The organism is Chelatococcus caeni, from assembly GCF_014196925.1.
Taxonomy (GTDB): domain Bacteria; phylum Pseudomonadota; class Alphaproteobacteria; order Rhizobiales; family Beijerinckiaceae; genus Chelatococcus_A; species Chelatococcus_A caeni.
In genome coordinates this window covers 1,460,035-1,483,947 of the sequence record NZ_JACIEN010000001.1, presented here as the reverse complement: position 1 = coordinate 1,483,947, position 23,913 = coordinate 1,460,035, and the positions used below count along the sequence as shown (strand labels likewise).

Genomic DNA, 23,913 nt, shown 5'->3' with positions numbered 1-23,913 from the left:
GGCGAGCCGGCCGCATCACGACGACTTCACCAATCCTGAAAAGCCCGCCACGGCCAGCAGGCTCAGCGCCCAGCCGACGATGGACTGGAAGTAGAAATAGCTGATCGCGATCCCGCCGCCCGGCTTGGTGGGATTGGGGCGCCAGAAGGCCCTCTGGCCCATATCGAGCACGGGCAGCAACGTGTCGAGCGAGTACATCCAGGGACTGAAGGCCGGATAGCTCGAGGCCTCCCAGCGATCGCGGAAGCAGGCGAGCTGTGTCTGTCCGGCAGCCGCCAGCCCATGCGTCTCGCCCGAGGCGATCAGCGGCCGTCGCTCCTGCTCCTCGAAGCCGCAAAGCGTCCAGTCTGGCGCGCGCAGGACGACCGGGCTGTTGGGCATCACGGCGCCCTGTCGTTCCGCAAGCGTGAAGACCGCGACGCCGAGGAGCCAGAAGCCGAACAGCCACAGGATGGCGAGCAGCGGCTGCCGGCCGTAGGCGAGCGTTGCGCCAAGGACACCGTCCGACACGGCGAGCAGCAGCCGCCAGAGTGGATGACGGGCGCGGGCGCGCCGCGCCTTGCGCTGCAGCCGTTCCTTCACGATCAACACGGCGCGCGCATCCTCGCCATGCCCCATCTCGCGAAAGACGCTCGCCAGTTGCTCGTAGGGCTGTGGCCAGAAATCCTCGCCCCAGCGCTCCGGTGCCTGGCGGGCCAGCCAGTCGAGGCGGCTCCCGGCGTCGACAGGCCCGTCGATGAAAGCCTCATACCGGCAGCGGTTGAGCAGAAGGTCGCCTGGCCCCGGCCAACTGGCGGCCTCGTCGTGGATGGTGCCCAACGAGGCGCCCGTCAGCGCCAGCATCCCGTCGAGCCGGGCGTCGCGGCGCAGGAAGAAGGCGCCCTTGACCGTCGTGCGGCTGAGATCGAGTGCACCGCCTCCGGCATTCTCGATGACGGCTGCCGTGCAATCCACGTCACCGTCGATCCGGGAGGCGATCAGCCGGACCGCGCCCTCGACATGGGCACTGCGCAGCATGACGTTGCCGCGGCATTCGACCTCGCTCGCGTCGAAGGCGACATCTTCGGGGCGGCTGATGCGCGCGCCGGCGGCATCGAGGTCCGCGGTCAGATGTGCGCCCGAAAGGGCTATGCTGCCGGTCAGGTCCGCTCCGCGCAGCAAAACGTTGCGCACCTCCAGGCTCTGGGCCCGCAGGGCATGGTTCCGTGGGTTGCGGATGACCGCCCCGTCGCATTCGAGGTTGCTGCCGAGGCGCGCCTGTTCGAGATTGATCTCGCCCTCCACCTCCGCGCCGCGCAGATAGATGCCGCCGCGCGCCTCCAGGCGCTCGGCCTGCAGGCCCGGAAGCCGTGAGCCGTTGAGGAAGAGCCGGTTGATGATCGCCGCCCGCAGCACCGGCGCCGCCTCGAAATGGCAGTCGTTGAGGCCGATGTCCCGAAACACGCTGCAGGCCTCCAGATCGAGAACGCCGGTGATCCATGCGCCGGTGATCCTGATGCCCTTCTCATGCGGGCGGCAGCCCTCCTCGCCGCCGAGGATGAGGAAACGCAGGAACGCGGCCCGGACGACCCGCAACGGGTCCGGGGCGTCCGGGCGCGTGCCGTCCCCCAGGCGATCGAACTGGCCGGTCAGCAGCTTGGCGACGACATCCTCCTCCGCCGATGACAGTGGCCGGAAGTCGTCGAGCCGGGCGGTGGCCACGGCCCATGCGGCCCTTTCCGCCTCCGCCGCCAGCCTCCAGTCCGGCGTCATGAGGCGGCCGGCGGCGCCGCCTCGGCGCAGGCTGCGAGAGCCTCGCGCAGGGCAGCCTCCTTCGTCTCGTCGAAAGAGGTGCGCATCAGCGTGCCGCCGATGCCCCTGAGATCGGCGAGGACCTTGTCGGTGGTCATCTTGCGGATCAGCAGGAAGAGCCCTGCGGTATTGGGCTGCAGCGCGTCCGCTGCGTCCTTCATGAACTGGTCGTTGATGCCGACGTCGCTGAGCTTGCCTCCCAGGGCGCCCGATGCGGCCCCGATTGCGGATCCGAGCAGCGGCGCCAGGAAGATGAGCCCGACCAGGGCGCCCCAGAGCGCACCTGACGCGGCGCCGGCGGCGGTCAGGTTCAGCATCTGGTTGAGCTTGATCTGCCCCTTGTCGTCCTTGACCACGACGACCGCATCGCCCAGCTCGATCAGATACTCGCGCTGCAGCGCGAGAACCCGTTGGCGCACCTCCTCCGCCTTCTGCTCGGTGGGGAAGGCAATGAAGACAAGATCGCTCATCGGTGCTGCTCCTCTATCGGCGTGAAGAAGGGTGACGGTGGGCCTGTTGCACTTCGGCTCGCGTCGCGCGGCCCATCAGAAACTCCGCGAGCAGTGGGACGGGGCGGCCGGTTGAGACCCCCGTTTCTCCTTCATCGGTCGCGGTCGCCGCCGCATCGAGATGTGCCCAGGGAAAGCTCCGGGCACACCGGGCGAGGGCGTTCACCGCCATTCGCGGCCGCACTGCAGGCCCGGTGGGATCGTCCGCCCGTGCCTGCTCGTCGTCCCAGATGGGCAGGCGCCAGACCCGGTCGCCCGCGAGGCTTCCGCAGGTCAGCAACTCGCTCGCCAGCGCGTCGTCATTGGCGAAGAGCCCGCTGGCATAGGAACCGAGCACCGCGGCGCAGGCCCCGACCCCGGTGGAGACGTCGATGACGCAGGCCGGTGCCAGGCGCCCGGCATAGGTCAGCACGTCGCACCGCAGCTGCGCGCGATGTGCGGGCTCGCCCGGCAGCGCGATCGGCTCCGCCGGCAAGGGCAGGCGCCGAGGCAGGTTGGGGAGGGGGGAAGAGGCGGCCTCGATCGTAGAGACCAGCCCGACCGCATGGACAGGGAGCCCAAGCAGGCCCGCGGCCCGCAAGGCGCCGAGAACGGCGCCGGCACCGCGCGTTCCTTGAGCGGTGCCATGGCCGACGAAGACGACAGGACGCCGCTTCTCCCGTCGTCCCTTGCAGCCGATCACGATGATCCTGGAGGCGGAGCCGGCGGTGCACACCGAGCGGGCGAATGCCGGCATGCCAAGCCCCTCGAAATGGCGATGCTCGAGGATCTTGACCTCGAAGCCGAACTCCCATCCCATCGCCTGCGCGCTCTCGCAGATGAGATCGGCCGTGCCGGGGTGTGTCGGGAGGTTCCCCATTTCCTTGGCGAGGGCCACGCCCTCCGCGATTGCCACGCCTTGCCGCAACGCGCCGACCAACTCCGAGGTCAGGGCCTGCGCAATCAGCAGCATGACGACGCGCACGCAGCGGGACGGCGCCGGCGCGTGAACGCCGAAATGGCAACCTTGCTCGGCGAGCAGCTGGCCCGCCACCCGCAACCGCCAGCCGAGGGTGCACCGGGGCACCTCGTTTTCGGCTAGTGCCACGATCGCGTCCGCAGCGGCATCATCGGCCAGGGCTGAGGCAGCAGCGGCCAGCGCACGCCGATAGGCCGTGTCCGAGTAGTCTTCCGCCCTCCCGAGACCGACGAGCAGGACGCGTGATGCGGCGATTCCGGGAACCTGATGGAGAAGCAGCGTCGCGCCGGCAGATTCGCCGAGCGCGCCGTGCTCCAGGATGCGCGACAGCTGCCCGCCGGACCGGTCGTCGACGGCGCGTGCCGAACCGGTCAGCGGACCGTAGCTGAACAGACCGAGGACGAGGAGCCCGGTCCTGAGCTGCCCGGCATCCCCCACCAGGGGCACGATGTCGACGGATCTGTTGCGCGAAGCGATCATTGCCAGGACCAGCCTTGATCTAGCGGCCTGCGTCGGGATGCCCGGCGCAGGGGAAAGCTGCCTCGTCAGGAGGGCGGCACCGCCGACGTTCCCTGACGCGGAGCCTCTTCGGAGACCTGCAACGGCGCCACCCGCTGGCCCGGATGCAGGGCCTGAATGCCGGCCGAGACGATCATCTCGCCAGGTTCGAGGCCTTGGGAAAGAACGACCTTTCCGGGGTCGAAGCGCAGCACGTCGACGTTTCGCAGCGACACCGTCATCTGTCCGGGATCGACGATCCACACGGCCGGCGCTGCGCCCTGCTGGGTCAACGCACCGACCGGTATCGAGACTATGGCGGCCGATGTGAGCTCGAGAGTACCGATTACGGTCGAACCGAGCCGCATCGCCTCCGGCGGGTCCTGGAGGCCGACACGCACCTCGAAGGTCCGCGTCTGCGGATCGGCCTGGGGGGAGATCTCGCGCACATGGCCGCTTGCCGCCACCTTGGGCGCGTCAGCCAGCGCGACGCGGATGGTCGCGTCGCCGGCCTGCGCCTCCAGCAATCGCGCAGGGACGTTGAAGACGGCATCGCGGCCGTCGTCGCGGGCGATCTGCACGACGACCTGACCCGGCTGCACGACCTCACCCGGCTCGACGTTGCGGGCCGTCACCACGCCGTCGGCGTCCGCACGCAGCTCGGTGAAGGCGAGGCGATCGCGAGCGAGCGCCACCTGCGCCTCGGCGTTCTCGAGCTGGGCCTGGGCCGTCTCCTGTGCCCTCAGCGCCTGGTCGAAGCGTGGCCGGGTCGTGAATCCCTGTGCCATCAGCCGCTCCTGGCGATCGAAGGCGCTGCGGGCGGTGACCAGCTCGCCCCGGGCAGCCGCGAGCGCCGCCTTGGCCACCGCGAGCGCATTCTGCTCGATGGAAGGGTCGAGACGTGCGACGAGCTGGCCGGCCCCGACGCGATCCCCGATGTTGACCGGCCGCTCGCTGACGCGGCCGCCGATGCGGAAGGCAAGGCCGACGTCCTTCTTCGCCTGGATCTCGCCGGCAAATTCGATGTCGTTCGCGACCTTGCCGGCCTCGACCGTGACGACGCTGACCGGTCGCGCCGCGGGCTCGCGCGCCTCTTCGCTCTGGCAGGCGGCAAGCGCCATCGTCAGGGCCGCGAGCGCGCCGATCCGCAAGGCTGCCGGTCTCGCGTGCATGGCCTCGCCGTATGTCATGGCGCCGATACTCCCGCAGGTGTTCGGCGGCGCACGCCGGCCTCTCGCGGGGCGGGCGCGTCGGCTCCGAACGCGGTGACGTAGAGGACGGGCAGCAGAACGAGCGTGAGCGCGGTCGCGACCAGGAGCCCGCCCATGATGGCGAAAGCCATCGGCCCCCAGAACACGGTCGGCGCGATGGGGACCATGCCCAGCACCGTCGAGATGGCGGTGAGGACGATCGGCCGCAGGCGCGTCGTGCTCGCGTCGAGCGCCGCTTCGACAACGCCCTTGCCGGCGGCCCGCTCGTCCTCGATCTGTCCGACCAGGATCACCGCGTTCTTGGTGATGATGCCGATGAGGGCGAGGACGCCGAGCATCGCCACGAAGCCGAGCGGCTTGCCCGACAGGAGGAGGGCGCCGACGACGCCGATGAGGCCGAGCGGAGCGATGCTGAGGACGATGGCGAGGAGCCGGAACTGCTTGAGCTGCGCCATGAGCACCGAGAGCATGATCAGCAGCATCACGGGCACCACGGCGATCACGGAGGCCTGCGACTTGGCGCTTTCCTCGACCGTGCCGCCGACCGCTATGCCGTAGCCCGCCGGCAAGGTGCGGCGCAATTCGTCGATCCCCGGCTGCAGCGCGGAAACGACCGTCTCGGGCAGCGTTCCGGGGGTGACGTCGGCTGCGACCGTCAGGTTCGGCACCCGGTCGCGCCGCCAGACAAGGGGCGTGTCGAGGCCATAGCTGAAGCTGACGAATTGCGAGATGGGGACGGAACGGCCGTTCGGCAGGGCCACCTGCATGCTGCGCAGGGTGTCGAGCGAGGCGCGGTCCATGTCCTGGGCGCGGACGACGACGTCGATCAGGTAGATGGCGTCGCGCACCTGGGTCACGACCGTGCCCGTGACGACGGTGTTGAGAATGGCGGCGAGCGCCTGGGAGCTCAGACCGAGGCGGCGCGCCTCGTCCTGGTCGACGCGCAGGCGTAGCTCGCGGGCGGGTTCGATCCAGTCGAAGTTGACCTGCTTGGCCTGCGGGTTGGTCGCAACCAGCTGGGCGAGCCGCATCGCGATGGCGCGGACCTCCGCGATCTCCGGCCCGCTGACCCTGTACTGCACCGGCCAGCCGACGGGCGGGCCGAGCTCGAGCGGATAGACGCGCGCGACGACGTTCGGGAAATCCCGCGCGAGAAGCGCCTCGAGCTTCATCTGCAGACGCTCGCGCGCCGCCACGTCCTTCGCGACGATCACGGCCTGGCTGAAGAAATCGTTCGGCAGCTGTGCATTCAGCGGCAGGTAGAAACGGATCGCCCCGCGTCCGACATAGGTGCTCCAGCGCTCGACGTCCGGATCGTCTCGCAGCGTCGCATCGAAGCGTGCGGCAAGGTCCGCGCTCGCATAGATGGAAGCGTTCTGGGGCAGGGTCAGGTCAACGAGGAGTTCGGGGCGATCGGACGCGGGAAAGAACTGGCGCGGCACCAGCGGCAGGGCCAGCACGGACGCGACGAACAGCCCGACGCTCACGGCGATCGTCACCCAGCGCAGCCTGATCGCTCCCGACAGCAGCTTGCGGAACGTCAGCACCAGGCGCCCGGGACCGGCCGCATGGGCGCTCTTCGGGGCTTTCAGCATGGCAACGCCGAGCACCGGGGCGAAAACGATGGCAACGAACCACGATATGACGAGGGCCATCGTCACCACCGCGAAGAGCGAGAAGGTGTATTCGCCCGCCGAACTCGCCGCAAAGCCGATGGGCACGAAGCCCGCGATCGTCACCAGCGTCCCGGCCAGCATGGCAGGGGCATATTTCTCGAAGGCGTATGTGGCCGCCTTCATCTTCTCCTCGCCCGCGGCGAGGCGCGTGACCATGGCGTCGGTCGTGGTCATGGCGTCGTCGACGAGAAGCGCCAGCGCGATGATCAGGGCGCCGAGCGAGATGCGCTGCATGTCGATGCCGGTGACCTGCATGCAGGCGAAGACGATGGCGAGCGTCAGGGGGATCGACAGGGCCACCACGAGGCCCGGGCGAACGCCGAGGCTGATGAAGCTGACCGTCAGGATGATGACGACGGCCTGCCACAGCGACGTCATGAAATCGTGGATGGCGTGGTCGACCGTCACCGCCTGGTCGGCGACCAGCGTCGGCTCGATGCCGAGCGGCAGGTTGGCGGTGATCTCCGCCATGGCGCCCTTGACGTTCCTGCCGAGCGCGAGGATGTCGCCGCCGTCGCGCATGGCGATGCCGAGGCCGATCGCCTGCCGGCCGTTGACCCGGAACATGGGCTGCGGCGGATCGGCATAACCCCGGCGCACGGTCGCGATGTCGGCAAGGCGCACCATCCGGTCGCCCACGGCGAAGTTCACGTCGTTGAGGTCTGCTTCCGACTGGAAGGCACCCGAGACACGCACCGAGAACTTCTCGTCCTGCGTCTGGATGATGCCGGCCGGCCGCACCACGTTCTGGCTGTGCAGGGCTGCCAGCAGGGCGCCGCGGTCGATGCCGAGATTGGCCAATTCCCGAACCGAGAACTCCACGAAAATGCGCTCGTCCTGGGCGCCGATGACCTCGATCTTGGAGACATCGGGCACGAGCAGCAGCCGCGAGCGGGTGGCTTCCACGTGGTCGCGCAGCTCGCGGTCGGTGAAGCCGTCGGCCGTGAAGCCGTAGATGATGCCGAAGGTATCGCCGAACCGGTCGTTGAAGAACGGTCCAAGGGTTCCGGCGGGCAGGGTGTGGCGGATGTCGGTGACGAGGTTGCGCACCCTGAACCAGGTGTCCTGCACGTCGCGTCCGGGCACCGACTGCTTGAGACTGACGAAGATCGTCGTCACGCCAGGCGTGGTGTAGCTGCGCACCGTGTCGAGGCCGGGCGTCTCCTCGAGCTGGCGTTCCAGTCGCTCCGTGACCTGGCTCAACGTGTCCTCCATGGTCGCGCCTGGCCACGCGGCCGAGACGACCATCGTCTTGATCACGAACGCCGGGTCCTCGTTCCGCCCGAGCTGGACGAAGGCAAAGAAGCCGGCCGCGACCGCGACGATCATGAGATAGATCACGATGGAGCGGTTCCTCAGCGCCCATTCGGAGAGATTGAACCTCATGGCGCTTCCGTCCCGACCAGCCGTATCTGCTGGCCGTCCCGCAGGAGGCTGGTGCCGGCCGTGACCACGATATCGCCCGCGGCAAGGCCGTGCCCGATCAGAGCTGTCGCCGGATCGTCGCGCAGCACGTCGACCTTGCGCAGCGAGACCGTCAGGGTGCCGGGGTCGACGAGCCAGACGCCCGTTCCCACTTCGCTCCGGGTCAAGGCGGCCGCGGGTAGAGCAACGGCGGTTGCGTCGCTGCCGCGGATCGTGCCCGTGACGGCGGTACCGAGCCGGAAGCTCGGCGGCGGATCACTCAGCCCGACCCGTATCCGGAACGTGCGCGTCACCGGATCGGCCTGCGGCGCGATTTCACGAACCCGGCCGCTTGTGAAGACCGAAGGATCGCCGGCAAGCGCCACGCGCACCTCTACGTCCGGCCCGATCCGGCGGATGAGATCGTCCGGTATCTCGAAAACGGCGTCGCGGCCCTCCCGCCGCGCGAGCTGCACGATCATGCGGCCGGCAGGAACCACTTCCCCCGGCTCGGCCCCGACCCTGGTGACGATGCCCGGCGCGTCCGCCTTCAGGGTCGTGAAGCCGACGAAGTCCTCCGCGCTCCTCACGCGGGCCTGCGCGGCATCGGCCTGGGCGCGGGCCGCCGTAAGGGCCTGCTCGGCTGCCTCGAGATCAGCTCTCGTCGCCACGTTGCGCTCCTGCAGGTGGCGCAGCCGCTCGAACTGGTTTTCCGCCTTCCTCGAATCGCTCAGAGCGGCTGCCAGCACAGCCCTGGCGGAGCGCAACTCATTGAGTTCGTCTTCGGGATCGAGGCGAGCGAGCGTGTCGCCTTCGCTGACGCTGGCCCCGACGCCGACGCTGCGCTCGGAGAGCCGGCCTGCGATGCGAAACGACAACACCGCCTGATCCTGCGCCTCGACGTGGCCGGTGAAGGTGGAATCCGCCATCTTGGGCGCCGGCTCCACCGTGATGGTCTGCACCATCCGGACGGGAGCAGGCGGCTCGTCGCCGGCCGGCCGGCAGGAGGCGGTTGTCGCCGCGAGCACCATGGTCAGGGCAAGCAACGCGCACGCGCGCAAGCTGATCATGCCGGCACCCCGCAACCTCTGCTGCGCCACACCCGAAACGGGCACGCGGCACCCGCCGCTGAAGCCCATCGCGTCGTTCCTCCGGCGATCGTGCGGCGCAAAGGGCCGCGATCAGATCCTGGACGGCCCGAGCCGTTCAGCTTTCCCCAGTTGGCAGGGGGAGGCTAGCAACAGTCCCCGGAGCGTGGATGAGCACAGAATCCCACTTTTGCGCCGGTCATCCCAAATTCCGCGCCGGGTTTCGTGATCCTTTCGGGCCGAGGGAGGCGGACAGGCAACCCGTGTAGGCAAGGGACGCCGCATTGCGAGCCGCGGAGAAGAGGCGTCCACGGCGCGCCGTCGGAATGTGCCGCCGAGCCCTTAAGCCTGCGTTGCGCCAGTTGCCGCGGTATCACGGCGCGAAGAGGCTGGCGGCATTGGCCCGGGCCCAAGCCTCATTGTTCCTTCGGGCAGGAACGTGCCAGTGGGGGAGGGCTGCTGGGCTTGGCTGCGCAGGCGTGCCTCTGTCGGGCTGTAGCCGAATTCCCGCCGGAATGCCCGGCTGAAAGTCGAGTGGTCGAGGAAGCCGACCTCGTTACCGATGACGTGGATCGAGGCCACGTCCTGATGGGAGCTCAGCCGCCGGTGCGCCTCGCGCAGGCGTTCCCGGTTGATGAAATGGCCGACGCCGCCATGATTTTCGAACAGGCGGTAGAGCTTCGACCGCGACATCGCCAGCAGCCGCGCCAGGTGCCGCGGGCCGAACTCGGGGCAGGCCATGTTCTGGCGCACGAGGAGCCGTGCCCGGTCGATCAGCCGGGATGCGTGAGGAAGATCACCGATCGTGCGGAGGAGGCAAGGCGTGACGCAGGCCGCGACCAGCGCGCGCGTGGCCGCAGAGAGGCTATGCGCATGCTCGGCGGACATGTTCGGCAGCAGGCGGCAGAGTGTGCCCATGAAACCTGCGAGCAGGCCGGCCATCTGCGGATTCACCTCGCGCCGCCGTGACTGCTCGTCCTCGTCAGCCCAGTCCGACCGCCGGGGAATATGGAGGGTCAGAATCTCCCAGTCCTTGATCGGTCCCACCCCGGGCGGAGACCGGGGGCGGGCACTCCTGGCCTCGTGCGGGACGACCGGGAAAGACCCGTCCTGTCGAAGAGGGCGAGCAAACGTAACACGCCAGTGATCGCCCAAGGATCCCGGGGTGCGGCGCCTCAGCAGCAACGGCGCTCCCGAGCAGAGGGTACGGGTGAAGACGATGTCTCCGAGCCTCCAGGAGACACTTTCTGCGGTAGCGGGGTTCGTGACCGCCCGTGCCGGGAGAGGGCCGATGCTTCCGGCGGCATTCCATCCGGTGGGCCTGCTGGCATGCCATTCTTCTGCCGGCCAGTAATCTACAGAAAAGGAGCCGGTTTCCGTATCCGAGTGGCCAGACGAACGCGCATGCATGGAATTCTCCAGCTGTCTGTCGTTCCCGTCAGGGTATTCGTGTCCTAGCTGGCATCCGGCGGCTTGTGTCGAGACTGGAAATAGCGGGTGTGCCCAGTGAAATCGGCGGATAGTGGCCCCGCGTGGGGCTCTCACCACGCTGAATGACTTTGCTCCTCCTGGCGTCGCGGCGTCAACCCTCACCGCGAGGCCGCCATGTCGAACACGCGGATCGGCGCGGTGACGATGAGGCCGGCGGCTGAGCCGAGGGCGTCGGCCGCGAGGAGCGGGGGAGAAACGTCGGAATCGGTGATCACCTGGCCCTGAAGCAGCCTGTCGCCGATCAGGCGGACGGCATCGGGGCTGGCGGCGAAGAGATCGTGATTGACCCGGTCCCCGGCCCTGATGGCGGTCAGGTCGAGCACCGTAACGCCGGACAGTCCCGACAGCTGCCGCTGATAATCCTCACGGGCCGGGTCGATCCCGCCGAGGCGCGTCGCCCCGCGCGAGATGAAGCGGGAGAGTTGCAACGCCCTGTCGTGCCGGGCGACGAACAGCGTGATGTGCGGGCGGCGGGGACCCATATCCTCGACCTGCCGTCGGAACACGCCGATATCGAGATCGGGCGAGGCCAGGACGAGATTGCTGATCTTGCGGGGAACGCCGCCCCGTTCGAGGGCGAGCTGCCTGACGGCCTCGACCGCCGGCCAGCCGCCCATGGAATGGGCGAGGATGACGATCTCGCCGACCGACGGGCTGTTCGCCGCGGCCTTCAGCAGATAGGCGAGGTCGGATCGCGAGTAGGTGGCGTTGTCGAAATCACGCCGGTAGTCGAGCAGGCGGCCGCGCGAGGGCCATGAGAACAGGACCGGTGCGGCCGCCGCGTCCGTATCATGGGCGAGCTGCGCAAAGCGGAAGACGGCGCGGTCGAACGGCGTGTTGAAACCGTGCACGAAGACGAAGATGCGCCGTTTATGCCCACTGGCAGACCTGAACCAGCCGGTGAGCTCCGATCTCGCCACCGGCTCGGCCGAGACGACGACGAAATCCGTCGCCGGATTGCCCGGCACGGTGCGAGGCAGCTGGAGGGTGCCGACCTCCCGCGCGCGCGGGATGGAAACGACGATGCTGCTGAACGAAACGCCGTCGCCGCGATCGCCGGAAAACAGAATGCCGGCATCCGGATCAGGGGCGCGGGTCGTTGCCGCGAGGATGGTCACCCGATCCGTATCGGGGGCCGGCTCGACCGGCTGCAGCAGCCCCTGCCTCGACGCGCAGCCTGCGGCGCCGAGGGCGAGGCAGGCAGCCACCAGTCGCCAGGCGTAGCCTGACCACACGCTCAACCGGCACCCGCATGCGGCTGCGCATCGCTGGAACGGCGGGAGGATCCGGATGCGGAGGGTGACCCATAACGGCGCACTGGCATCGCTGGCGTTTCTCCATCCGGATGGTGGGGAAGGTGGGAGGCTCAAGAATATACAGTATTGCCCCGCCCAGACAGCAGCAAGCGGGCCCCGGAAGCCGGGCTTTTTGTATCCGGAATTTGGGACAAGGAGGCCAAAGTTTGGGATTCCTTGCCGATGACCTCCACGCCCAAGCAATTAAGGTCCGAGCCGGAGACCTGTGCCGGGAACGTTGGGCCGATGCCAGGTGCGGGCCGTCAGATGACTGGACCGCCCGCTCCGCGCGAGCGCGCAGCTCCTGGGGAGGCATGGCATGTCCACAGCAACTGCCGTACCGAAAACGACGATGCAGCGGTTTCTCGATGGCGTCGAGAAGGTGGGCAACATGGTGCCCCATCCGGTCGTCATCTTTCTGATCCTCATCGGCATCGTGGTCGTGCTGTCGGCGCTGCTCAGCCTCTTCGGGGCATCGGTGGCCTTCGAGCGGATCAATCCCGACACGCACGAGATCGAGAGCGCGCGCACCGAAATCCGCAGCCTGCTGACGGTGGACGGTATCCGTTTCATGTACACGTCGCTGATCCCGAATTTCATGGGCTTCACGGCCGTCGGGCTCATGATCGTGGCGATGATCGGCGCGGGCGTCGCCGAGGAATCCGGGCTCGTCACGGCGCTGATCCACAAGCTGGTGATCGTCTCGCCGCGCTGGGCGCTGACCTATATCCTGTCCTTCGTCGGCATTCTTGCCAGCATCGCCGCCGATGCCGGCTATCTCGTCCTCATCCCGCTCGCCGGCATCGCCTATCTGGCCGTCGGACGGCATCCGCTCGCCGGGCTCGCCCTCGGCTTTGCCGCCGTGGCTGGCGCCTTCACCGTCAACATGCTGATCAAGCCGCTCGACGCCGTGCTCGTCGAGTTCACGAACGACGCGGCGCGTCTCGTCGATCCCAACCGCTCGATCGGCCTTGCCTCGAACGTCTGGTTCTCGATCGCCTCCGTGCTCTTCCTGACGGTCCTCATCGCCTTCATCACGGATCGGATCATCGCGCCGCGTCTCGGGCCCTACGACCCCGCCAAGGCCGCCGAGGGCACGACGACGGACCAGAACGCCATGCTCAGCGAACAGGAATCGCGCGGCTTGCGGTTTGCCGGCCTCGGCCTGCTCGGGCTGATCGCGGTCTTCTGCCTGCTGACGATCCCCTCGGGATCGCCGCTGCGCAATCCGGAAACCGGCGAGTTGATCGGCAACTCGCCGTTCATGAACGGGCTGATAGCCCTCATCATGCTGGTGTTCCTGGTCTCCGGCTGGACCTACGGCATCGGTGCCGGCACGCTGCGTACCCTGCCCGAGGTGATCGCGGCCATCGAGAAGTCGGTCAAGAGCCTCGGCGGCACGATCTTCCTGTTCTTCGTGCTGAGCCAGTTCGTTTCCTACTTCACCTACACCAACATCGGCACCGTCATGGCGCTTAGCCTCTCGGGCGCCCTGCAGGCCGCCAACATCGGGCCGCTGCCGCTGCTGATCGGCTTCATCGTCGTGGTCGCCATCATCGACCTGCTGCTCACCGGCGCCATCGCCAAGTGGGCGATCTTCGCGCCGGTCTTCGTGCCGCTCCTGATGAAGCTCGGCGTCGAGCCGGAGGCGGTGCTGGCCGCCTACCGCGTCGGTGACTCGCCGATGAACGCCATCACGCCACTCAACGCCTATTTCGCCCTCATCGTCGGGTTCGGCCAGAAATACGACCGAACGGCGGGCGTCGGCACGATCGTCTCGCTGATGCTTCCCTACGTCGTCTGGATGTTCGTGCTGTGGACCGCGCTCTTCGCCGTCTGGAAGATGCTCGGCCTGCCATGGGGCCTGTGACGGGCCCTACCGCCGCAGCCCCCGACGAGACAACACCTAACTGATCGGGTGGACATCATGAGCAGCCCCTCCATCCCTCTCGACGTCGATGCCGCGATCGATCACCTCATGCGCTTCCTCTCGGTCGAAGGCGTGACAGGACAGGAAGCGGCCATCGCCGCCGCCGTCAGTGACGCGCTGAAGCAGATCGGTGTTCCCGCTTCCGCGATCCGTTTCGACGACGTGAACAAGCGCATCCCGCTGCCGACGCAGACGGGCAATCTCATCGTGGACCTCGCCGGCACGCGGCCCGGGCCGCGGCTGCTGTTTTCGACGCATCTCGACACGGTGCCGCTGTGCGCCGGCGCCAAGCCCCGGCGCGAGGGCGACCGCATCGTCTCGGATGGCACGACGGCGCTCGGCGGCGATGCGCGCACGGGCGTCGCCCTCCTTGTCGTGCTCGCCGAGACGCTCATCCGGAACAATCTTCCGCATCCGCCGATCACGCTGCTCTTCACCGTGCGCGAGGAGAGCGGCCTGCACGGCGCGCGCGAGCTCAACCCGGCGGACCTCGGCGGACCGGTGATGTGTATCAACGTCGACGGTCAGCTCGCATCCGAACTGATCGTCGGAGCCGTCGGCCAGGAGAACTGGGAGGTCGAGATCAAGGGGCGCGCCTCCCACGCCGGCGTCGCGCCCGACAAGGGCATCTCGGCGACCCTGGTCGGCGCGATCGCGCTCGCCGAGGCCCACCGCGCCGGCTGGTTCGGCAAGGTGGTCAGGCCTGACGGCAGCGGCACGAGCAATGTCGGCATCTTCGGCGGCCGCGACGGCAAGCCGGCGGGCGACGCGACCAATGTCGTGACGGACTTTGCCTATATCCGCGGCGAGGCGCGCAGCCCCGAAGCCGCCTTCGCGACGCGGATCGTCGAAGGCTACAAGGAGGCCTTCGCCAAGGCTGCGGCGGCCGTGACGGACCACGAGGGACAGACCGCCGAGGTCAGCTTCACGCACGCCCCGGCCTATCCGCCCTTCGAACTCGCCAAGGACAGCCCGGTCGTGGAGCGTGCCGCCAGAGCGCTGAGACTGCTCGGCAGCGAGCCGACCTATCTGTTCTCCAACGGCGGGCTCGACGCCAACTGGCTCGACAAGCATGGAATTCCGACCATCACCATCGGTGCCGGCCAGGCCGAGATACACACCCTCAAGGAATACGTGAATCTCGTCGAATACGAGAAGGGCTGCCGCCTCGGCGTGCTCCTGGCGACGCTCGAGGACTGATCTTGCGGCCGGAACGGCAAGCGGGGAGGAGGTGAACGCTTGAGCCCGATAGCTTACACCGGCGCGATCGTCGCTCTGGCCGTCGTCCTCTTCGTCTCGAACAAGGTCCCGGTTGTCATCGTCTCCATGATGACGGCGCTCGCGCTGTGGGCGACCGGCGTCCTGACACTGCCGCAGGCACTCGGGGGGATGGGCGATCCCGCCGTCATCTTCATCGCCTCCCTGTTCGTCGTGAGCTCCGGGCTCGAGATGACCGGCGTCACGGCCTGGGCCGGGCAACTGCTCATCAAGGGGGCAGGGGAGGAGAGCAGGACGCGCCTCTTCGTCCTGATGATGAGCCTGGTCGCAGTGCTGACCGCCCTCATCAGCGTCAACGGGGCCGTTGCCGCGCTGCTCCCCGTCGTCGTCGTGATCGCGGTTCGCCTGAAGCGGTACTCCTCCCAGCTCCTGATGCCGCTGGTCTTCGCTGCCCACGCCGGGTCCATGCTGGCGCTGACGGGCACACCGGTGAACGTCCTCGTTTCGGAGGCCAGTGCCGATGCCGGTGCCGGCGAGTTCGGCTTCTTCGAGTTTGCCCTCGCCGGCATACCGCTGCTCGCCGGCACGATGGCGATCATCATCTTCTTCGGCCAGAGACTGCTGCCCGAGCGCAACGGCGCGACCATGCCGCCGGATTTCAGCCGCCACGCCAAGACGCTGGTCGAGCAATACGGGCTCGCCAGCGGCATCTACCAGATGCGCGTACGCGCGACGGCGCCCTTCGTCGGACAGGCGGCGGCAGCGGTCGATCTGTCGGCCTATCCGGGCCTGCAGCTCGTCGCCGTTCAGGACGGTGCAACGGTGGGGCCTCTGCGCCGGGCGACGCTCGCCGAGGGCGACTACCTGCTGGTGCGCGGTGACGCGGAAGCGGCGGCGACCTTCGCGGCCGACAAGCACCTCGCCTTCCGGGAGGAGGCGAAGGACGGCGAGGGGGCGCAGACGCTGTTCAACACCCGATCAGGCCTCGCGGAGGTGGTGATCCCCCCGCGCTCGGGCCTCATCGGTGAGACGGTCTTTCCCGGCATGGTGACCGAGAGCGGCGATCTCATCGTCCTTGCCGTACAGAGGGCCGGTGCGGACGCCGCAGTGGGCTCGACGAAGGATGCGGGCGGCGTGGAGCTGCAGGCCGGCGACACCATGCTGCTGCAGGGGACGTGGAAGGCCCTCGACATCCACCTCGACGACCCGGATGTCCTCGTGGTCAGCTCGCCCGAACTCGTCCGCCGCCAGGCGGTGCCCATGGGGCCGGGCGCGAAGCAGGCGGTCGCCATTCTCGTCGCAATGGTCATCCTGCTCGCCACGGGGATCGTGCCGCCGGCGATCGCCGGGCTGCTGGCAGCCGGCGCAATCGTCCTTTCGGGGATCATGAGCGTCGAGCAGGCTTATCGGGCGATCAGCTGGACCACCGTCATCCTCGTCGGCGCCATGATGCCGCTCTCCACGGCGATGGTCGAAACCGGGGCCGCTCAGCTCATGGCCGAACGCCTCGTCTACATGGTCGGCGACGCGGGCCCGACGGCCCTGCTCGCCGGGTTGTTCATCCTGACCGCCATCATGGGGCAGTTGATCAGCAACACCGCGACCGCGCTGATCGTCATCCCGATCGGCGTTGCAGCCGCGGCCGGCATGGGCATCTCACCGCAGCCGGTGCTGATGAGCACGGCGGTCGCGGCGGCAGCGGCGTTCCTGACCCCGATCGCCACCCCGACCAACCTGATGGTCATGGGCCCGGGCGGCTACGCATTCAGCGACTACTGGAAGCTCGGCCTGCCGCTGATGCTCTGGTTCTTCGTCGTCTCGGTCTTTCTCGTCCCACTGATCTGGCCGTTTTGACCGTGCGATCGATTCTTGAACAGGTCGAAGTGTCCCGCCTCGATCATCAGGCCAGGGCTAAGACGAAGGCCCTACACGCCGAATGGCTGGATGGCGTCGACCAAGAACGCCGTTCAGCTCACTTCTTGCTCACCCATGCGCCGACAGTGCCATAGCGTGAGCCGGCGAACTTTTCCGGCGCCAGCATGTTGCCAAGCGTGGCGATCTCCTCCGGCGCAAGAGCAATATCCGCTGCGGCGACGTTCTGCTCCAGATGGACGATCTTCCGGGCGCCGGGGATCGGCACGATGAAATTTCCCTGGCCCATGACCCACGCCAGCGCGAGCTGTGCAGCCGTCACCCCTTTGTCAGCAGCCATCTGCTCGAGCAACTTCACGAGCGCGACGTTGGCGGTCATGTTCTCCGGACTGAAGCGAGGCAGCGCCCGCCGGAAATCCCCGGCATCAAAATCGTCCGGCTTCTGGAATTTGCCCGTCAGGAAGCCGCGTCCGAGCGGACTGAACGGCACGAAACCGATACCCAGCTCGCGACAGGTGTCGAGGACTTCCCCCTCCGGATCACGCGTCCAGAGGGAATATTCGCTTTGAAGCGCGGAGATCGGATGGACGGCATGGGCCCGGCGGATGATGTCAGCTCCCGCCTCCGAAAGACCGAGAGCGCGCACCTTGCCCTCCTTCACAAGGTCGGCCATGGCGCCGACGGTGTCCTCGATCGGCACCTGCGGATCCACGCGGTGCTGATAGAACAGGTCGATCACGTCAACGCCGAGCCGCTTCAGCGATGCCTCGGCCACCGCGCGGACGTGCTCCGGCCGGCCGTCGACACCCGCCATGGCGCCCACCCCCCGTTTGCTCGGATCGATCTTGAAGCCGAACTTGGTGGCGATCACCACCTTGTCCCTGTGGGGCTTCAGCGCCTTGCCGACGAGGATTTCGTTTTCGAAGGGGCCATAGACTTCCGCCGTGTCGAAGAAGGTGACCCCAAGGTCGACCGCTCGGTGGAGCGTGCGGATGGATTCGTTCTCGTCCTGCCCCCCATAGGCGTGGCTCATGCCCATGCAGCCGAGCCCGACGGCGGAAACGGTAAGGTCAGGGCCGAGTTGACGTCTCTTCATCGGTTGCTTCCTTGTTTTGACTGTATTTTCTCAGCTATGGGCCTGAATCGCTTCCGCGGCGCGCGGAAGGGAAGCGGCGTGGGAGACTTAGGGCGAAGGCGCCGGGAAAGCTGCCCTCATCTGAGGGACGAGCTTGGCGGCTGCGCGCCCAATTTTTGGTCCGAGAGGTAATCTCTGCGTCTGCCCGGAAGCGGAAATAGCGGCGAAGAAGAATATAGGTCGTTGTTGCGGACGAAGCGGTCGCTAACAGTTGAGCGATCGAACCTGCCGAGATGGTTTTTACGGCTCTTTCCAACGTCCGCAAAGGGCTAATGGGAAGGATTGCAAAGGCCTGGTCGCTAATCGACAGACCAAATCTGAGGCACTTCGATGACAGGAAAGGCCGATCACGACCTCGATCCCTGCAGGCTGGACGTCTGACAGGACTGCAGCACGAGGGCTTCTGCACGACGAAGCAGCGAAGCTGGCTATATCGGTTCGCTTATTCCGCCGGCCTGACCTCCTCCTGGGCCAAGGCGCCGAGCTGGTGGCGATAGCCCCTCAACTCATAGCCGACGACGGTGACGACGGGCGCGAACATCAGGATGACGAGACAGACTGCCATATCGACGCCGGACGGCGGGGCAATGACGGCGAGCGCCACCACCGCCGCGGTCGCGAGCAGAAGCCAGGTGTGGAAGCGGTCGAACCTGCCCATGAGATAGCTGTAGAGCGCGTATATGGAACCGACGAATACGCTGATCGGAACCGCAACGGTGAGCACGGTCGCAAGCGGGCCGATGTGAGCCTCGTGCTTGATGAAGCTGGCCGCGACATGAAGACCGGCCCCCGTCGCCACGATCGACGTGACGATCACCATCTGCGTGTAGCCCCAGCCAAAGGCCTTGTCGCGTCGCGTGTGCAGGATTCGCGCCGAGGGCAGGATGAAATAGACCCACCACATGGCGAAGGTAAGCCCGGTGCCGGCGAGGCCTGCCAGTCCCGCATCCAGAGACCAGCCGTGCTCCTCGACCACCATCGACAGCGCGGCGACTGAGCCGACGACGCCCTCGCCGAGAGCGATGATGGCGAACAGACCGTGACGCTCCGCGATGTGATGGGCGTGCCAGGGCGTACCGCCGTCCCTGCGCTCGGCGATGACGGGTCCCGCCAGCTCGATCAGGACGAGAACGACGACGAAGGCGAAGGTCGGGCCGAGCGTCAAATGCGAGAGGCTGAGCGAAACCCAGCCGACCTGTGCGATCAAGATCGCGACCGCATAGGTCAGGCAGGCGCGCCGGCGCGCTGGATTCTGGCTGGCGGCGCGCAGCCACTGGAAGACCAGGGCAACGCGCATGATCACATAGCCGAGCACCATGACCGAATTGTCGAGATATCCGCCGTGCTCGAGGGAGGCGAACATCGGCGGCAGTCCGACCGCGAAAATGAGCACTCCGATCATCTGCCCCATGGTCGCGACGCGGAACACCCAGTCGTCCGTGTCATAGGCCGAGGCGAACCACGAGAAATTCACCCAGGCCCAGCAGATGGCGAAGCTCGCGAAGCCGAAGCCGATCAGGGCGACGGCGTAGTGGCCTTCCGCCAGCGCGTGAGCGTAGCGGGACGCCGCGAAGGAGAAGCTCGTCACGAAGGTCAGGTCGAAGAACAGCTCGAGCGGTGTTGCCGCACGATGCGCTTCGCGCGGGTCGCGCCCGCCCATTCTCCGCGCATGGTGATGCAGGCTGTCCGGTACGGGGGTCGCGGTGCTCATGGCCGGTGCATTCGTAGTCAAGGCGACGAGAGGCTATCGGACCCCCGCCGACAGCGAAAGCAGAGAAGTGGACGGGCGACACGCCATGGATGCGAGGCGGAATGGCAGGTCGCTGCTTTGGGAGATGGGGAGCGCATGTCACGCCCGTCCCAGGCGAACGGCAGCAACCGTCCGCTCGAACCGTTCTTCAGGGCGAAACCAGGGAGAAGTCAGCGTATCGAGGATACCCATTCAGGGCCCGTAACCGCAGCGCGCGCTCGCGCGCTCCAAGGTCAGCGGAGAGTGTGGCGGCCTGAATTCATGAAAAGAGCGGTCTCGGCCGAGCATTGTCCTTCAATCGTCAGCCGCGGCTCGGGAGGCTCCATCGACCTGCTGCGCAAGTGCCCACTGTCCAGGGTTTCCGCCTGGCGTGGTCGGAGCTATCATTTTGTACAATCACAAGAACGAGGGGGAGGGACATGCTCGCGCAAGGTTCGGCCTCGCCGGATCGTCGACGGGTGTTGGCCGCTGCCGCGGCCGTCCTCCTGGCGCGTGGCGCGCAGGCCGGCGAAGCAGCGCCAGCCGGGCAGATCCGCTTCGGCCTGACGCCGGTCTTCCTCAACAACGATCTCGAGCTGCTCGGCCGGCTTCAGGGCTATCTCGAACGTGCCACCGGCCATCCGGTCAGCCTCATCACGCGGCGGACCTACCAGGAGATCACGGCGCTCCTGACCACGCGCCAGATCGATGCGGCGTGGATCTGCGGCTATCCTTTCGTCACGCACCGCAGCGAACTGCAGCTGGTTGCCGTCCCGCTCTGGCGCTCGCGACCGCTCTATCAATCCTACGTCATCGTGGGCAGCGACAGCGAAGCGCGTGACGTCTCCGATCTCGCCGGCGGCATTCACGCCTTCTCCGATCCCGATTCCAATTCCGGCTTCCTCGTCACGCGCGCCCTGCTGGCGGAGATGGGCCTGCGGCCCGAACGCTTCTTCGCCCGGGCGTTCTTCACCTACGGCCATCGCAACGTCATCCGCGCTGTTGCGAGCGGCCTCGCGGGATCAGGCTCGGTCGACGGCTATGTCTATGAGGTCATGGCCCAGATCGAGCCCGAGCTGACGGGGCGCACGCGCGTTCTGCGGCGATCGGAATGGCTCGCCTTTCCGCCCGTTGCGGCGCCGCGCACGCCACTCGACGAGATCCGGCTCGCGAAGCTCGCCGAGGCACTCCTTGCGATGCCGGCGCACCTCGACGGACGCGCGGTCCTCGCCATGCTGCGCCTTGACGGATTTGCCCGCGAGGAGGCGAGCCTGTTCGACGCGATTGCCGCCAAGGTCGACCTTCTGGCGCGGGCGGGCTGAACGATGCTCAGCCGCCTCGATCCGCGCTCCTGGCCCATCACGGTGAAGGTGCCGCTGGCCGTCGCCAGCCTGATGGTGCTCGTCGGCCTCATCCTCTCCGAACGCGTCCTCGCCCGGCTCGCCGACACGCAGGAGCGGCACCTGCGCGATCTGGCCCAGAGCTATCTCGACGGCCTGTCCTCGGCGGTCGCGCCTTCCATGCTGCGTGACGATACCTGGGAAGTCTTCGATGCGATCGAACGCGCGCGGGACCTGCACAGGAGCCTGCGCCCGCTCGAAACCGTCGTCAGCCATGCCGACGGCCGGGTGATCGCCGCCTCCGATCCGCGCCGGCATCCCGTTGGATCGTCGAACGAGGAGCGCCAGCGCGTGCAGGTGGCCGGTGCCGAGAGCTTCAGCTTCGAAGCGGGGGCTGACACGGCGACGGCCGTGCGCAAGCTGTCCTATCCGGGGCAGACGGTCGGCTTCATCGAGGCGGTGTTCGACACGCGCCATCTCGCTGCGGAGCGGCGCAGCGTCATGCTCGCGCTCGTTGCGACGAACGGCCTTCTCACGCTCCTCCTCGCGACGGCGGGCTGGCTCCTCGTGGCGCGCATGATGCGGCCGGTCACCATCCTCACCAACCATCTGGGGCTTGCCCGCGGCGCTTCCGCAGTGCCCATCGCCGAGGATGTCGTCATACGCCAGCGTGGCGAGTTCGGCCGTCTTTTCCGCGCCTACAACGCCTTGGCGGCGTCCATGGATGAGCGCGAGACGCTCGTGAAGAAGCTGGCCGAGGAGGAGCGCCTCGGCAGCCTCGGGCGCCTTGCTTCGGCGCTCGCGCACGAGATCAACAATCCGCTCGGCGGGCTCTTCAATGCGCTCGCGACGCTCCGGACGCACGGCCATCTTGCGCATGTCCGCGCCAATGCCATCGGCCTGCTCGAGCGCGGCCTCGTCGGCATGCGCGACGTCGTGCGCACCACGCTGGCCGTCTACCGCGAGGAGAAACGGCCGCGCGATCTCGTCGCGTCCGACCTCGCCGACCTTCAGCTGCTGATTGCGCCCGAGGCGCGGCGCAAGTCCGTCTCCGTGACGCTCGAGAACGCGCTCGACGGCACGTTGCCGTTGCCGAGCACGCCGGTGCGACAGGCTATCCTCAACCTGCTGCTGAACGCGGTGGCCGCCTCGCCCGAGGGGGCCGGCGTCGTCCTCAACGCCAGCGTGAGCGGCGGTCTCTTCGTCGCCTCGGTGCGTGACCGTGGGCCAGGCCTGCCGGAGGCCGCAGCGCAGGTTCTCGTCGGGCCCATGGCCGTGACGCCGCTGCGCGATGGCGGCGGGCTCGGCCTGTGGACCACCAGGCGCCTCGTGAGCGAGCTTGGCGGGCGTATCGAGGTCGATCACCCCGGCGAAGGCGGTACGTTGCTCCGCCTCGTCATCCCGCTGCGATCCGCGCAGGAGCTGTCCGATGTCGCTTGAGCCCGCCACCATCGCGCTCGTCGAGGACGATCCCATCATGGGCGAGAGCCTCGTGCAGCGCCTCTCGCTCGAGGGTCTCACCGTCCGCTGGTGGCAGCGCGGGCGCGAGGCCGTCTCCGCCCTGCGCGACGCCCGCGTGCAGGCGGTCGTCTGCGATATCCGCCTGCCCGACATCGACGGGGAGGCCCTCTTTCGCGAGATCGCACAGAGGCCGGATGCTCCGCCGTTCCTGTTCATCACCGGTTTCGGCGACATCGACCAGGCGGTGCGGCTGATGCGTGCCGGTGCCGCCAATTATGTGACGAAACCCTTCGATCTCGACGATTTCCTCGTCCGGCTGACGGAGCTCGTCCGCCCCGCCGCGGGCGATGAGACGCCTGTCCTCGGCGTATCGCAGGCCATGGGGGAGGTCGAGCGGCTGCTCTCCCGCCTTGCCAGCGTGTCCTCTCCCGTCCTCATCTGCGGCGAGACCGGTACGGGCAAGGATGTCGCCGCCCGCTTCCTGCACGCCCGTTCGGAGGCTGCCGCGAAGCCGTTCGTCGCCGTCAACTGCGCCGCCATTCCGGCCGACCTGATGGAAAGCGAACTCTTCGGCCACGAGAAGGGCGCCTTTACCGGCGCCGTGCAGCGCCACATCGGCTATGCCGAGCGAACAGCCGGCGGCGTTCTCTTCCTCGACGAGATCGGCGAATTGCGTCCGGAGCTGCAGGCCAAGCTGCTGCGTCTCATCGAGGAGCGCAGCTTCCATCGCGTCGGCGGCGAGCGGCCGGTCGCCTTCGACGGCCGCATCATCGCGGCGACCAATGCCGATCTGCCGGCGCTCGTCGAAGCGGGGCGCTTCCGGCAGGATCTCTACTACCGCATCAACGTCATCACCGTCAGCATGCCCGCGCTGCGGGACCGGCCCGACGACATTCCCTGGCTGATGAACCGCTTCTTCGTTGAATTCGCGGACCTGAACGACACTGCGGTCAAGGGCGTCAGCGCCCTCGCGGAAGAGGCGGCGCGGGCCCATGCCTGGCCGGGCAACGTCCGCGAGCTGCGCAACCGCATGGAGCGGGCGATGGCACTCGCGCTCGGCCCCTGGCTCATGCCGGGCGACCTCTTTCCCGACAAGGCGGAATACGGCGGGCCGGGGCCGTCCGGTTTCGGCTCCCTCGAGGATGCGAGGCTCGAGGCCGAGCGCCGGCACATCGTGCGTGCGCTCGCCGCAACCGGCGGCGAGATCGGGGCCGCGGCGCGGCTCCTCGGCATCGGCCGCACGACGCTCTGGGAGAAGATGCGGCGCCTCGGCATCGCCGTGCAGTAGCGTCCCGCATGTTCGGGGC

At 67.8% G+C, this 23,913-nt stretch carries 16 protein-coding genes; 6 read left to right on the top strand and 10 right to left on the bottom strand.

Going from position 1 to position 23,913, the window contains the following annotated elements; genetic code table 11:
- Positions 1–15 precede the first annotated feature (15 nt).
- The 8 genes from GGR16_RS06975 to GGR16_RS06940 all read right to left on the bottom strand — a co-directional run bounded on the left by GGR16_RS06975 (position 16) and on the right by GGR16_RS06940 (position 11,861).
- Positions 16–1,752: a hypothetical protein gene (locus tag GGR16_RS06975; RefSeq protein WP_183316090.1), complete on the bottom strand. Its 1,737-nt coding sequence runs from the start codon at positions 1,750–1,752 to the stop codon at positions 16–18.
- Entirely contained in the window at positions 1,749–2,261 is a 513-nt protein-coding gene (locus tag GGR16_RS06970) for a DUF1269 domain-containing protein (protein WP_019404134.1), read from the bottom strand. Before GGR16_RS06970 ends, GGR16_RS06975 begins: the two co-directional genes overlap by 4 nt.
- 13 nt (positions 2,262–2,274) lie before the next feature.
- A complete protein-coding gene (locus GGR16_RS06965) occupies positions 2,275–3,738 on the bottom strand; it encodes a M17 family peptidase N-terminal domain-containing protein (RefSeq protein ID WP_183316089.1) in 1,464 nt (487 codons plus the stop codon).
- Positions 3,739–3,803: 65 nt separating this feature from the next.
- Positions 3,804–4,877, bottom strand: a complete 1,074-nt coding sequence (locus tag GGR16_RS06960; protein WP_246372842.1) for an efflux RND transporter periplasmic adaptor subunit — start codon at positions 4,875–4,877, stop codon at positions 3,804–3,806.
- A gap of 65 nt (positions 4,878–4,942) precedes the next feature.
- Positions 4,943–8,029 carry an efflux RND transporter permease subunit gene (locus GGR16_RS06955; RefSeq protein ID WP_183316088.1) on the bottom strand — a complete coding sequence of 1,029 codons (3,087 nt, stop codon included), beginning with the start codon at positions 8,027–8,029 and terminating at the stop codon, positions 4,943–4,945.
- Positions 8,026–9,117, bottom strand: a complete 1,092-nt coding sequence (locus GGR16_RS06950) for an efflux RND transporter periplasmic adaptor subunit (protein WP_246372841.1) — start codon at positions 9,115–9,117, stop codon at positions 8,026–8,028. The genes GGR16_RS06955 and GGR16_RS06950 overlap by 4 nt, the downstream gene beginning before the upstream one ends.
- Before the next feature lie 360 nt (positions 9,118–9,477).
- Positions 9,478–10,182, bottom strand: a complete 705-nt coding sequence (locus GGR16_RS26510; protein WP_183316086.1) for a helix-turn-helix domain-containing protein — start codon at positions 10,180–10,182, stop codon at positions 9,478–9,480.
- 542 nt (positions 10,183–10,724) lie between these two features.
- Positions 10,725–11,861 carry an alpha/beta hydrolase gene (locus tag GGR16_RS06940; protein WP_343059618.1) on the bottom strand — a complete coding sequence of 379 codons (1,137 nt, stop codon included), beginning with the start codon at positions 11,859–11,861 and terminating at the stop codon, positions 10,725–10,727.
- 379 nt (positions 11,862–12,240) lie between these two features.
- Here GGR16_RS06940 and GGR16_RS06935 point away from each other — a divergent pair, with 379 nt between their 5' ends.
- Genes GGR16_RS06935 through GGR16_RS06925 form a run of 3 tightly spaced genes read left to right on the top strand, consistent with a single transcriptional unit; the run spans position 12,241 to position 16,923 of the window.
- Positions 12,241–13,791 carry an AbgT family transporter gene (locus GGR16_RS06935; RefSeq protein ID WP_183316085.1) on the top strand — a complete coding sequence of 517 codons (1,551 nt, stop codon included), beginning with the start codon at positions 12,241–12,243 and terminating at the stop codon, positions 13,789–13,791.
- Positions 13,792–13,848: 57 nt separating this feature from the next.
- Positions 13,849–15,051 carry a M20/M25/M40 family metallo-hydrolase gene (locus tag GGR16_RS06930; protein ID WP_183316084.1) on the top strand — a complete coding sequence of 401 codons (1,203 nt, stop codon included), beginning with the start codon at positions 13,849–13,851 and terminating at the stop codon, positions 15,049–15,051.
- Positions 15,052–15,090: 39 nt separating this feature from the next.
- Positions 15,091–16,923 (top strand): SLC13 family permease, encoded by a 1,833-nt coding sequence (locus tag GGR16_RS06925; RefSeq protein WP_183316083.1) that lies wholly within the window; start codon positions 15,091–15,093, stop codon positions 16,921–16,923.
- A 118-nt stretch (positions 16,924–17,041) separates the two neighbouring features.
- On the opposite strand, the gene GGR16_RS06920 is transcribed toward GGR16_RS06925, so the two are convergent.
- A complete protein-coding gene (locus tag GGR16_RS06920) occupies positions 17,042–18,037 on the bottom strand; it encodes an aldo/keto reductase (protein WP_183316082.1) in 996 nt (331 codons plus the stop codon).
- A 481-nt stretch (positions 18,038–18,518) separates the two neighbouring features.
- On the bottom strand, positions 18,519–19,787 hold the full coding sequence (locus tag GGR16_RS06915; protein WP_246372837.1) for a low temperature requirement protein A: 1,269 nt from the start codon (positions 19,785–19,787) through the stop codon (positions 18,519–18,521).
- Positions 19,788–20,245: 458 nt separating this feature from the next.
- On the opposite strand from GGR16_RS06915, the gene GGR16_RS06910 reads away from it, so the two are divergent.
- From GGR16_RS06910 to GGR16_RS06900, 3 genes are read left to right on the top strand one after another with little or no spacing between them, the layout of a single operon-like run.
- Complete coding sequence (locus tag GGR16_RS06910; RefSeq protein ID WP_026015472.1) at positions 20,246–21,127, top strand: substrate-binding domain-containing protein; 882 nt, start codon at positions 20,246–20,248, stop codon at positions 21,125–21,127.
- Positions 21,128–21,130: 3 nt separating this feature from the next.
- The gene (locus GGR16_RS06905; RefSeq protein WP_183316081.1) at positions 21,131–22,585 is read left to right on the top strand and encodes a sensor histidine kinase; all 1,455 of its coding nucleotides are present in this window, start codon (positions 21,131–21,133) and stop codon (positions 22,583–22,585) included.
- Positions 22,575–23,894 (top strand): sigma-54-dependent transcriptional regulator, encoded by a 1,320-nt coding sequence (locus GGR16_RS06900; protein WP_183316080.1) that lies wholly within the window; start codon positions 22,575–22,577, stop codon positions 23,892–23,894. Before GGR16_RS06905 ends, GGR16_RS06900 begins: the two co-directional genes overlap by 11 nt.
- Positions 23,895–23,913: the final 19 nt, after the last annotated feature.